The following is a 12,550-nucleotide window of genomic DNA, read 5'->3' as shown; positions in this document are numbered from 1 at the left end:
GACACTATGTGACGGAAGCGGCCACAGATGTCTCATTCAGGGGACAGATTGGTCACTTTCGGTTCACGACCGATGACTGTGGCAGGCAGAAACGGCCCAGGTCGCACCTTGCCACCTGGGCCGTCCCACCGGAGGGATCGGACCGTCCTCGGCTACTTCCCCGTGGCCGGTCCCGTGGCCTTCTGTACGGTCAGCTCGGCGAGGCCGGGGCGCTGTCCGCCCTTCTTCGCCGCGTCGGCGCCGTGCACCGTGAGCCGGACGTAGCGCGCCGTCGTGCGGCCGTCATACCCGGTCCCGTACCAGTGCTTGCCGTCCGTCGAGACCTGCGCGACGTACGAGGCGGGCTCGCCGTCCTTCCAGCGCGGAGTGATCTGGCCGATGCGCGACGGCTTGCCGAGGTCGACGGTCAGGGTGCCGTCGGAACCGTTCGGCACCCAGGAGGTGGCCGCGTTGCCGTCCACGGCGGCGCCCGCGTACATGCCCGGCTCCTCGGACGTGGCCTGCGCCGTCCGGCACCGGGCCACGTTGTCGGTCGCCGCGAGGTCGGGGCGTCGGGTCTTGAGCGTCAGCGGCACGCCGCGGCTCACCACCCGCTCGCCCTCCGGCGACTCGACGCGCATCGGCGCGCCGGCCGTCAGCCGCACCATCGTGCTGTGCGCGCCGATCTCCACGTCGTACGTACGGCCCTGCCAGCGCAGCCCGCGCAGCGTGACGCCGTCGGAGAGCTGCGGCGGCAGCATCGGGTCCAGGTGCACCCGGTCCTCGCGCATCCGCAGGCCGGTCAGGCCGTTGGTGAAGGTCTGCAGGAAACCGCCCTTGCCGGTGAGGAAGTCCTGCGCGGGCGATCCGGCGTGCGGGTCGCCGGCCCCCGCCTTGTCGCCGCGCGCCTCGGAGAACTGGTGGAAGGCGCCGCGCATGAACGGCCTGACGGAACGCATCAGGTACGTGTACGTCGAGCAGCCCGCCTCACCGGTTCCGGCGGCGGCGATGGCGTGCACCGAGTCGGTCATGGCGGGGCCGTCCGGGTCGGTGCGTGCCGCGTAGTGGTCCAGCGTATTGATCTTGGCGCGCTGCGACATCGGCCATTCCAGCGGATACATGAGGAGCACGGTGTCGGCCTGCTTGATCGTCGTGCCCTTGTATCCGTCGTACTGCTCGAAGACGTTCTTCTTCGCGTCGTACGGGATGCGGATGTGGTCGGCGATCTCCTTCCAGGCGGCGGGGGCCCGCTGCCCGAGGAGCGCGGCGGCGCGGCCGGCGTTGCGCAGCGCGGTGACCGCGCCGGCGTTGGTGAAGACGCCGTCGTCGACACCGTTGCTGTACTCGTCCGGCCCGGCCACGTTCTTGATCGAGTAGCTGCCGTCCGGGTTACGGGTGACCCGGGACGCCCAGAATTCCGCGATGCCCTTCATCACCGGCCAGCCGCGTTCGCGCAGCCAGGCGGTGTCCTTGGTCGCGAGGTAGTACTGCCAGGCGGCCAGCGAGACATCGCCCATCAGGTGGTTCTGGGTCTTGCAGTGCGGCGGGTCCCAGCTGTGGCACTCGTTCCACAGATCGCCCTTGCCGCCACTGGTCCACGGGTAGAACAGGCCCTTGTAGCCCAGCTTCCTCGCGTTGGCGGCGGCTCCGGCCATGGTCTTGTAGCGGTAGTCCACGACGGACTTGGCCAGCTCGGGGTGGGCGGCCAGCAGGCCCGGGTACATCCAGGTCTCGGCGTCCCAGAAAATCTCACCGGCGTAGTTGTCGCTGGTCAGCCCGGCCGGGCTGATGCTGTTGCGGCTGCCGGCGCGAGTGCTGGAGAGCAGCCCGTACTGCGCCGCGCGTACCCACGACTGCAGGTCCCGCTGCCCGCGCCCGCGTCCGCGCACCTCGACGTCGCTGCGCCAGAGCTTCTGCCAGGCGGCGGCGTGGTTCCGGTAGAGGGCCTCCCAGCCACGGTTCGCGGCGCGCTGTGCGGCGGCGGTCGCGGCGGTGCGCGGGGTGCGGGAGGTGAGTGCGGTGTCGACGCCGACGTACTTGGTCAGTTCGTAGGAACGTCCGGCCTGTACAGAAAAGCTGACGCTCTGCTGGTTGCCCAGATCTTTCGCGGCACCCGCGCGCCGCGTCGTCGCACCCTGTGCACGGACCTGCGGGCCGGGGCGCAGGGTCGAGGCGACCGCGCCGTCTGTCTTCGTACCGTCCGTACGGAAGGTCACGTCCATCGTCCGGCCGTCGCGCGCGCTGCCCCCGGTCTGCGTCATACGGCGCGCGCCGCGCCCGTCGAGGCGGTCGGTGACGGTGGCCCGCCCGCCCCAGTGCGGGGTCATGCGCAGCCGTACGGCGCCGGTGTGCGCGTCGGTGCGGTCGGCGAGCACGTCGTACACGAGGTCGGTGGCGCGGCCGTCGGCGGCCGTCCACGTCAGAGATGTACGGACAATTCCGCAGCGTATGAACTGCGTCTGGCGGTAGTGGGAGATACGGCCGGCGGGGGTCGCGGAGTCGAAGGTCTGCGGACGGTCGCCGGCGGCGGTGACGTCGAGGCCCGTCCACGTGGGCAGCGCGGCGATGGCCTGGCGGCCCTCCAGCTTCTCCGGGCCGCGCGCGTACAGGCCGGATACGAAGGAGCCGTCGTAGCGGGGCGTCTTCAGCGGCCAGCCGGTCGTCTCGCCGGGGGCCGTGTATCCGGCGCCGTTGGGGGCCACGCGCTGGCCGAGGTAGCCGTTGCCGACGAAGGCGTGGTGGCCGTCCTTGGGGTCGATGCGGGTGGCGGTGGGGCTCCAGCCGTCGCCGTCGTCCGTGGCGCCGGGGCCTGCGGAGTCGGCAGCACCGGGACTCCCGCTGCGCCGCTCCTGCCCGTCGCCCCGGGACTTCTCCTTGCTGAAACGTTCCAGCTCCCGCGGGGCGCAGGAGGCGGAATCCGCGGCAGCTCCGCCGGACGCCGTGGCCGCAGCGGCGGCCGCGGGGGCGTGCCGTGCCGGCGTGGCGGCTGCGGCCGATGCCGGTGGCAGCGTCGTGACGAGGGTCCCCGCCAGGAGCGGGGCGATCAGTTTGGCCGAGTGAGTCATCGGTCTCCGTCGCAAGTGTCCTGCCGGCGCGGATCGGGCGCACAGCACCACGGACCACACCGAGAACATCACCAACAAACGCCCCAAAAACTCCAGGGCGCCCCACCCGCCACATGACGGAGTTCACAGGATCACGCGCTGATTGGTCAATAGGCCGGTCCATGCGGCACACTTTTAGACTGACCAGTCAGATCAAAGGAGGGGCCGTGGACACCACCCGCCAGGGGGCGGCGGTCAACGCCAGGGGAATCGGAGTGAAGGGCCCACGGGGGTGGGCGTTCAGAGACGTCCACATCACCGCGGAGCCGGGTTCGCTGATCGCCGTCGAGGGCCCGTCGGGTTCCGGCCGCACCTGTCTCCTGCTCGCGCTCACCGGCCGTATGAAGCTCGCCGAGGGCCACGCCACGGTCGCCGGCTTCCCCCTCCCCAAGCGCATGGGAACGGTGCGCAGCCTGACCGCCATCGCGCACGTCCCCGGGGTCGCCGACCTGGAACCGGCCCTGACCGCAGGGGAACACCTGGAGGAGCAGGCCCTGCTGGGCCGCCGGATGGCCGGTTCGCTGGGCGCCCGGCTGCCGTGGGGCCGCCGCCACAAGGAGGTGACGCGGGCGCGCGTCGACGCCGCGCTGGCGGCCGTCGGCCTCGACCCCGCGACGCTGCCGAAGGGGCTGCGCACGGCGGTACGCGACATGGAGCGCATCGAGGCGCTGCGGCTGTCGGTCGCGCTGGCCGTCATGCACGGCCCGCGGCTGGTGGCCATCGACGACGTCGACCTCAAGCTGTCCGCCGACGAGCGTTCCCAGGTGTGGCAGATGCTGCGGGACCTGGCGCTGAACGGCACGACGGTGGTGGCCTCGGCCAGCACCGCTCCCGACGACGCGATCGTCGTCCGTACGGCACCGGCCGCCGCGCAGGCGCCCGCCGCCGCAGCCCCCACCACTTCGACCACCGGCCAGTCCGGTACGACCGACATCCACGAGGAGGAAGCAGCCCATGCGCTCGCCGAAGCTCGCCGCGCTTGAGCTCAAGCGCTTCGGCAGGGGCAAGCTCCCCCGGCTGGGCCTCGTCGCCCTGATGCTGATCCCGCTGCTGTACGGGGCGCTGTACCTGTGCTCGTTCTGGGACCCGTACGCGAACCTGGACAAGATCCCGGTCGCGCTCGTCAACGACGACAAGGGCGCCACCGCCGGTGGCAAGAAGATCCAGGCGGGCGACGAACTCGTCAAGAACGTCAAGGACAGCAACACGTTCAACTGGGAGGAGGTCAGCGCCTCCGACGCCGCGAAGGGCGTCGAGAACGGTACGTACTACCTCTCCCTGACCGTCCCGAAGGACTTCAGCGAGCGGATCGCCTCCAGCTCCGGCGACCACCCGGAGACGGGCGCGCTCCAGGTCCGCACGAACGACGCGAACAACTACATCGTCGGCTCGATCTCCAAGACGATCTTCTCGGAGATCCGCGCCAAGACCTCGGCGAAGTCGTCGCGGGAGTTCTTCGACAAGATCTTTGTGTCGTTCTCGGATCTGCACGACAAGACGCAGCAGGCCGCGGACGGGGCCGGCAAGATCGACAAGGGCCTGGGTGACGCCAAGAAGGGGTCGGACGACCTGTCCGACGGCCTGGGCAAGCTGGACAAGGGCTCAGGCGATGTCAGCAAGGGCGCGGGCACGCTGCACGACAAGGCCGGCGAGCTGAGCAAGGGGGCCGGAGCCGTCAACAAGGGGGCCGGAGCCGTCAGCAAGGGTGCCGGGGACCTGAACCAGGGCCTCAACACGGCCCGGTCGAAGGCCCAGGAGCTCAGCACCGGCGCCGGTCAGGTGGCCAACGGCACGCAGCAGCTCGCCGACAAGGTCAACGGCATCGCGGCGAAGGACCTGCCCTTCCTCAAGGAGCACGGCAAGGAGATCGGCGACAAGGCGAAGTTCGTCGCCGACCTCAGCCAGGCGATCTACGACGACCTCGGCAAGCTGCCCGGAAACTCGGCCAAGGCGGCCACACAGGCCCGCAAGAACGCCGACGACGCCGCGGCCCTCTACAGGGAGCAGTGCGGTGGCGCCTCCACGGGTGCCGACTGCGCCCGGCTGAAGGGCCTGGCGGCCGGTAGCGCCGCAGGCGCCGACGCCGCGGAGAAGGTCAACGACATCATCGCCAGGACGGACCTCCAGCACCTGCGCGGCAAGCTGCACGACCTCCACCAGGGTGCCGTCGAGGTCGCCGAGAAGGCTCCGGGGATCGGGAATCGCGCGGACGCGGCCATCCGCCAGATCAACGCGCTCAACTCGGGTGCGAAGAAGCTCTCCCAGGGCGCCGGCCAGTTCGCGGACGGCATCGGCATGCTGGCCAACGGCTCCGGCAAGGTCGCCGACGGCAGCCAGAAGGTGACCGACGGGACCGGGAAGATCGCCGACGGCAGCCAGAAGCTCACCGACGGCGCAGGCAAGGTCGCCGACGGCGCGGGCAAGGTCCACGAGGGTGTCGGCTCCGCCAAGGACGGCATCGACAAGCTGAGCGGTGGCATCTACAAGCTCAAGGACGGCTCCAACCAGCTCGCCGGCAAGCTGGACAGCGGCGTCGCGCAGATCCCCGACTACGACAAGAAGGACCGCGACGCCCGTACCGAGGTCATGTCCAACCCGGTCGAGCTGGCCTCGAAGTCGATGCACAAGGCGCCGAACTACGGCACCGGGCTCGCCCCGTACTTCATTCCGCTGTCCCTGTGGGTCGGCGCGATGGTCGCGTACATGCTGCTCGCGCCGCTCGGCAAGCGGGCGCTCGCCGCGGGGGCGCCGGGCTGGCGGATCGCGCTGGGTTCCTGGCTGCCGGCCTTCGCCATCGGCGTCGTGCAGGTGCTGGCCCTGATGGCCGTCCTGCACTGGGGGCTCGGTCTGGAGATGGAGCGCGCGGGGGCCACCATCGGCTTCCTGCTGCTGGCGACGGCCGCGTTCACCGCGATCATCCAGTTCTTCGGTGCGCAGTTCGGTCCGGCGGGCCGTGTCCTGACGCTGGTCGTGCTGATGCTCCAGCTGACGTCGGCGGGCGGTACGTACCCGGTGCAGACCAGTCCCGGTTTCTTCGGCGCGATCCACCCGTTCCTGCCGATGAGTTACGTGGTGGACGGCCTGCGCCGCCTCATCACCGGCGGTGACCTGGGGATCGTATGGCAGGGCTCCATCGTCCTGGCCGTGTTCACGGTCGGCGCGCTGGCGCTCACCTCGCTGACCGCGCGCGGCCGGCAGGTCGTACGGATGAAGGACCTGCACCCGGAACTGAGCCTGTGAGCGTGCGAACCGAGCACCCCCGCCGGCACGGGGGCGACGCCACCAGCGGCGCCGCCCCCGGCCACGGGGCACGCGAAGCCGGCCACGGGCTGCGCCGCGGCGCCACCCGGCGCAAGCTGTTCGACGCCGCGGTCACGCTCATCGCCGAACAGGGCTTCTCCGCCACCACGGTGGACGAGATCGCCGAGCGCGCCGGTGTCGCCAAGGGCACCGTCTACTACAACTTCGCCAGCAAGAACGTCCTCTACGAGGAGCTTCTGCGGGACGGCATCGACCTGCTCGCCACCTCCCTCCAGGAGGCCGCCGACCGGGCCGTGCGCGCGGAGGGCGGCACCCGGGTCGACGCGCTGGACGCGATGATCCGGGCCGGGCTGGACTTCATCGCCGGCTCGCCCTCCCTGACCCAGCTGTACGTGGCCGAGCTGTGGCGTACGAACCGGGTCTGGCAGCCGACGCTCCAGTCCGTACGGGGCCGGGCGGTCGCCGTCGTCGAGTCCGTACTGCGGGACGCCGTCGCCGTCGGCGAACTGAGCGAGGAGCTCGACGTCCCCCTGACGGCGTCCGCGCTCCTCGGCATGGTGCTGGTGGCGGCGCTGGACTGGCTGTCGTTCCAGCCGCACCGCTCGGTGGAGGACGTGCACGCCTCCCTGTCCCGTCTGCTCCAGGGCCGGGTCAGCCCCATGCGGCCGCAATAAAAATCGCCGCTGCTGTGTAAGCGCTTACCAGAGCCCCGTTCCCGTATCCACCGGATGCGGGAACGGGGCTCTCGCGCGAGACTGGCGGTGGAGAGGGGGGTGCGGAGCGGGCGCGCGGACGGAAATAGGAGTGCGGACGTATGGGCAGACAGCCCCGGCTGCCATCGGTGATGAGCGATCCGCTGACCAATCGCGGAACCGCTTTCACCGCCGCCGAACGCGACCGCCTCGGCCTCGTCGGCCGGCTCCCCGACGCCGTACTCACCCTGGACCAGCAGGCGCGGCGCGCGTACGAGCAGTTGCGGCGCCAGCCCGACGACCTGGCCGCGTACATCAATCTGGAGCAGCTGCACGACCGCAACGAGGTCCTGTACTACCGGCTGCTCACCGACCACCTGACCGAGCTGCTGCCCATCGTCTACGACCCGACCGTGGGTGAGGCGATCAAGACGTACAGCCACGAGTACCGGCGGCCGCGCGGTGTCTTCCTGTCCATCGACCGGCCGCGGGACCTGCGGCGTTCGTTCGAGGATCTGGAGCTCGGGGCGGACGAAGTGGACCTGGTGGTGGTCACGGACGCCGAGCAGATCCTCGGCATCGGCGACTGGGGCGTGCACGGCATCCAGATCTCCGTGGGCAAGCTGGCGGTGTACACGGCCGCCGCGGGCATCGACCCCGCGCGCTGCCTCGCGGTGGTCCTCGACGTCGGCACCGACAACGAGACGCTGCTCAACGATCCGCTCTACCTGGGAGTACGGCACAGCCGGGCGCGCGGCGAACGCTACGACGCGTTCGTCGCCGCGTACCTGGACACGGTTTCGGAGCTGTACCCGGACGCTCTGCTGCACTTCGAGGATTTCGGCGCCGGCAACGCCCGGCGCTTCCTGGAGCGGTACGGCGAGCGCTACCGGATGTTCAACGACGACATGCAGGGCACCGGCGCGATCACGCTCGCCGCCGCCCGGTCGGCGCTGAACGTCACCGGGTCGCGGTTCGGCGACCAGCGCGTCGTGGTGTTCGGGGCCGGTACGGCCGGTGTGGGCATCGCCGACCAGCTGCGCGAGGCGATGGTCCGCGACGGCCTGGACGAGGACGAGGCGACCCGCCGCTTCTGGCTCGTCGACCGTCCTGGCCTGCTGCTGGACGACATGGACGACCTGCGCGACTACCAGCGCGGCTATGCGCGTCCGAAGGGGGAGGTCGAGGGTTGGGCAGGTGGGTCGGATGGGAAAGGTGAGGCAGGCGGGGCAGGCGGTGATTCGGGCCGTGCCGCGGATCAGGGGATCGGTCTGCTGACGACCGTACGGAACGTGTGCCCCACCGTTCTCATCGGCACCTCGACCGTACGCGGCGCCTTCACCCGGCAGGTCGTGGAGGAGATGGCGCAGCACGTCGAGAGACCTGTCATTTTTCCGCTTTCCAATCCCACCGAGAAGATCGAGGCGATGCCCGCCGACCTGCTGCGCTGGACCGGCGGCAGGGCGCTGACGACGGCCGGTATCCCGGTGGAGCCGGTGGAGGTCGAAGGGGTACGGCACGTCATCGGCCAGGCCAACAACGCTCTCGTCTACCCGGGCTTGGGGCTGGGCGTGGTGGTGTCGCGCGCCGAGCGGCTGACGCCCGGCATGCTGCTGGCCGCCGCCGAGGCGGTCGCGGGGCAAGTGGAAGGCGGTGGGCCGGGGGCTCCGCTGCTGCCTCAGGTGGAGAATCTGCGCGCTTCTTCGGCGGCCGTCGCGGTGGCGGTGGTACGGGCAGCCGTCGAGGAGGGTGTCGCGCGCGTCGCTCCCGACGATGTCGTACAGGCTGTGCAGGACGCGATGTGGCAGCCGGCGTACGGAGAAACTCAGCGGTAGTCAGGTTGACGGGGCCTCGGCGAATGGGTCTAATGAGGACGCGTATGCGCGTGACGTCGGCCAAAGAGCAGTGGGCCGGCCGGCAGTCGGGCGACATACCTTTCCTCAAGGACTACGCATGAGTTCATTCCTCGCGGACTTCGTGGGCTTCGCGGACTTCTCAGGCCGCGCCTGACGCCAGCAGCGGGCGGGCGTGCTGGGCACGTTCGTATGCCGCATCTCGTGTTGATCCGAGCGTTGCGAGAGTTACGAGTGTTGCTGCTCGGCAATCGGTAATCGGTGAGCGACGCCCGATCCACCCGTACCACCCGCTCCGGACGAGACGCGCGTGCGGTGGCCACACGCTGCCCCTCCCCTTTCCCTTACCTCTTTCATTCGTTCCGCGGTGATGACGGTTGCGATACGTCGCGGCCGGTCACGCGGATGAAGCTTCACGGAGAGCAACATCAGCATGCCAAATTCCTTCAATCAATCGGTCATCGACGAATTCCGGGCCAATGAGGGGAAGGTCGGCGGCCCGTTCGAGGGCGGCGACCTGCTCCTGCTGACCACCACCGGCGCGAAGTCGGGCGAGCCGTACACCACGCCACTCGGGTACGTTCGCGATGGCGACCTGCTGCTGGTCGTCGGTTCCAACCTCGGTGGGCCCCGGCACCCCGACTGGTACCACAATCTGCTCGCGCACCCGCAGGTACGGGTGGAGGTGGGCACCGACACCTACGAGGCGATCGCCGTACCGGCCGAGGGCGAGCGCAGGGACCGGCTGTTCGAGCAGGCGGTACGGGTCGCCCCCGGATACGCCGACTACCAGGCCAGGACCGCCCGCACCTTGCCGGTCGTGGTGCTGGAGCCCGCCGAGCCGGAGTACGAGGAGGCGGACGGCGAGGTGCTGCACGAGGTCACCACGCTCGCCGACAAGCTCGTACAGGTGCATACGTGGTTGCGCGCGCAATTGCGGCACGTACGCGCCGAAGCCGAGGCCCACCTCCTGGCGCGGGCGACGCACCAGGGGCCGGGGGAACCACCGAAGCCGGGGCTCGGGCTGCAAATCCGGCAGCATTGTCTGGCGTTCTGCCAGAGCCTGGAGTTTCACCACACCGGCGAGGACGCGCACGTGTTTCCCGCCGTTGGCCGCTATCACCCCGAACTGCGCCCGGCCCTCGACAGGTTGCAGGATGAGCATCGGACGATTGCCCGTATACAGAACGACTTGCTCGCTCTGCTCGCGGACATCGGAAACGCCGACCCGGAACAATTCCGCGCCGAACTGGAACGGATGTCGGAAGAGCTGCTGGCGCACCTCGCGTATGAGGAGGAGCAGGTGATTCCGGCGCTGGCGGAGGTTCCTTGGCCGCCGGTGGCGCCGGTGCCGGTGCCGGCGCCGACGGCAACGGCAACGGCAACGGATTAGGTATCGCCGGGTAGCCGTCCCCGGTTGGCCCGGGGCCGGTTGATCGGGGACCGGTTAATCCGGGGCCGGTTGAGCCATGCCGGGTTACGCAGTGCCGGGCCGGGGACAACGAACCCCGGCCCGGCACTGCACAGCACAACTCATTCGGCAGGCCCCACTACACGCCCACTCCCCTCACATTCCCGGCACGAGCTGAAGAACCAGATCAATGAGCTTGATGCCGAGGAATGGAGCGATCAATCCACCGAGCCCGTACACCCCCAGGTTCCGGCGGAGCAGCGCGTGTGCGGAGGACGGCTGGTAGCGGACGCCGCGCAGGGCCAGCGGTATCAGCGCCACGATGATCAGCGCGTTGAAGATGATGGCCGACGCGATGGCCGAGGTGGGGCTGTGCAGGCCCATGATGTTGAGCGCGCCGAGCCCCGGGTAGACGGCGGAGAACATGGCGGGCACGATCGCGAAGTACTTCGCCACGTCGTTACAGATGGAGAAAGTTGTCAGCGCACCGCGCGTGATCAGCAGTTGCTTGCCGACGGCGACGATCTCGATGAGCTTGGTCGGGTTGGAGTCCAGGTCCACCATGTTCCCGGCCTCTTTGGCCGCCGAGGTGCCGGTGTTCATGGCCACGCCGACGTCCGCCTGGGCGAGCGCGGGCGCGTCGTTCGTCCCGTCGCCCGTCATCGCGACGAGGTTGCCGCCCTCCTGCTCCTGCCGGATGCGCGCCAGCTTCTGTTCGGGTGTGGCCTCCGCGATGTAGTCGTCGACGCCGGCCTCCGCGGCGATGGACCGGGCGGTCAGCGGATTGTCGCCGGTGACCATCACCGTCTTGATGCCCATGGCCCGCAGTTCGGCGAAGCGGCGCGCGATGCCGTCCTTGACCACGTCCTTGAGGTGCACGGCGCCGAGCACCCGCGCGCCGTGCCGGTCGGCGACCGCCACCAGCAGGGGCGTACCGCCGCCCGCCGCGATGGAGTCCACGATCCAGCCCGCCTCCGGCGGCACCTGCCCGCCCAGCCGCGTCACCCAGTCCCGTACCGCCCCGGCCGCTCCCTTACGTACCAGGCAGCCGCCCGACCAGGCCAGATCGACCCCGCTCATACGGGTCTGCGCGCTGAACGCCACCCAGCGCGCGGCCCCCATCTCCCCCTCCGTACGCACCTGGATTCCGTATTTCTCCTGCGCCAGCGCCACGATGGACCGGCCCTCCGGTGTCCCGTCGGCGAGCGAGGAGAGCTGGGCCGCGTCGGCGAGCTGGGCGTGCGGGACGCCGTCGAGCGGTACGAAGGTGTCGGCGCGGCGGTTGCCGTGGGTGATCGTGCCGGTCTTGTCGAGGAGGAGCGTGTTCACGTCGCCGGCCGCCTCGACGGCCCGGCCGGACAGCGCCAGGACGTTGCGCTGGACGAGCCGGTCCATTCCGGCGATGCCGATGGCCGACAGCAGCGCGCCGATGGTCGTCGGGATGAGGGTGACGAGCAGCGCGACCAGTACGGTCAGCGGCTGGGCGGCGCCCGCGTAACCGGCCATCGGCTGGAGCGAGACGACGGCCAGCAGGAAGACGACGGTGAGCGCGGCGAGCAGGATGTTCAGCGCCAGTTCGTTCGGGGTCTTCTGCCGGGTCGTGCCTTCCACGAGCGCGATCATGCGGTCGAGGAAGGTTCTGCCGGGGCGGGAGGTGATGCGGACGATGATGCGGTCGGACAGCACCGTCGTACCGCCCGTGACCCCGGAACGGTCGCCGCCCGCCTCGCGGATGACCGGGGCCGATTCGCCCGTGATCGCCGATTCGTCGACGGACGCGGCGCCCTGCACCACTTCGCCGTCGCCGGGTACCGTCGCGCCCGCGTCCACGATGACGATGTCGTGCGGCTGGAGGTCGGCGGCCGGTACCGTCTCCTCCTCGTACTCCCACTCCCCCATGCCGACCCGCCAGCTGCGCAGCCGTCGCGCGACGGTGTCGCCGCGCGTCCGGCGCAACGTTTCGGCCTGCGCCTTGCCGCGTCCTTCCGCGACCGCTTCGGCCAGGTTCGCGAAGACGACGGTGAGCCAGAGCCAGACACTGATCGTCCAGGCGAAGACGCTCGGGTCGAGGACGGCCGAGAGCGTGGTGAGCAGCGCGCCGACGGCCACGACGAACAGCACCGGGTGATGGACGAGCGTTTTCGGGTGCAGCTTGCGGAGGGCGTCGGGGAGGGAGGAGAGGAGGTGGGAGGGGGACAGGACGCCGTCGGTGAGGGGTTGGGGGCGGCTACGGTGTGAGCGGGTGGGGGT

General features: G+C 70.2%; 7 protein-coding genes. 5 read left to right on the top strand and 2 right to left on the bottom strand.

The window, feature by feature from the left end:
• Positions 1–152: 152 nt before the first annotated feature.
• Positions 153–3,044 (bottom strand): discoidin domain-containing protein, encoded by a 2,892-nt coding sequence (locus ADK86_RS20515; RefSeq protein ID WP_053697862.1) that lies wholly within the window; start codon positions 3,042–3,044, stop codon positions 153–155.
• Positions 3,045–3,250: 206 nt separating this feature from the next.
• On the opposite strand from ADK86_RS20515, the gene ADK86_RS20510 reads away from it, so the two are divergent.
• The 5 genes from ADK86_RS20510 (at position 3,251) to ADK86_RS20490 (ending at position 10,282) form a co-directional block, all read left to right on the top strand.
• Positions 3,251–4,066 (top strand): ATP-binding cassette domain-containing protein, encoded by an 816-nt coding sequence (locus ADK86_RS20510; RefSeq protein ID WP_053697861.1) that lies wholly within the window; start codon positions 3,251–3,253, stop codon positions 4,064–4,066.
• Positions 4,038–6,323: a YhgE/Pip domain-containing protein gene (locus tag ADK86_RS20505; RefSeq protein WP_053697860.1), complete on the top strand. Its 2,286-nt coding sequence runs from the start codon at positions 4,038–4,040 to the stop codon at positions 6,321–6,323. Before ADK86_RS20510 ends, ADK86_RS20505 begins: the two co-directional genes overlap by 29 nt.
• Positions 6,320–7,018, top strand: coding sequence for a TetR/AcrR family transcriptional regulator (locus ADK86_RS20500; RefSeq protein ID WP_053697859.1), 699 nt, complete (start codon positions 6,320–6,322; stop codon positions 7,016–7,018). Before ADK86_RS20505 ends, ADK86_RS20500 begins: the two co-directional genes overlap by 4 nt.
• Positions 7,019–7,158: 140 nt before the next feature.
• Positions 7,159–8,871 carry an NAD-dependent malic enzyme gene (locus ADK86_RS20495; RefSeq protein WP_053697858.1) on the top strand — a complete coding sequence of 571 codons (1,713 nt, stop codon included), beginning with the start codon at positions 7,159–7,161 and terminating at the stop codon, positions 8,869–8,871.
• Positions 8,872–9,322: 451 nt separating this feature from the next.
• Complete coding sequence (locus tag ADK86_RS20490) at positions 9,323–10,282, top strand: nitroreductase/quinone reductase family protein (RefSeq protein WP_053697857.1); 960 nt, start codon at positions 9,323–9,325, stop codon at positions 10,280–10,282.
• Between the two features lie 174 nt (positions 10,283–10,456).
• Here ADK86_RS20490 and kdpB read toward each other — a convergent pair.
• The coding region (gene kdpB / locus ADK86_RS20485; RefSeq protein ID WP_053697856.1) for a potassium-transporting ATPase subunit KdpB at positions 10,457–12,550 on the bottom strand (2,094 nt) is incomplete at its 5' end.

Origin of the sequence: Streptomyces sp. NRRL F-5755 (assembly GCF_001279365.1) — a bacterium.
GTDB lineage: Bacteria > Actinomycetota > Actinomycetes > Streptomycetales > Streptomycetaceae > Streptomyces > Streptomyces rimosus.
This window is presented reverse-complemented; position numbering and strand designations above follow the sequence as displayed.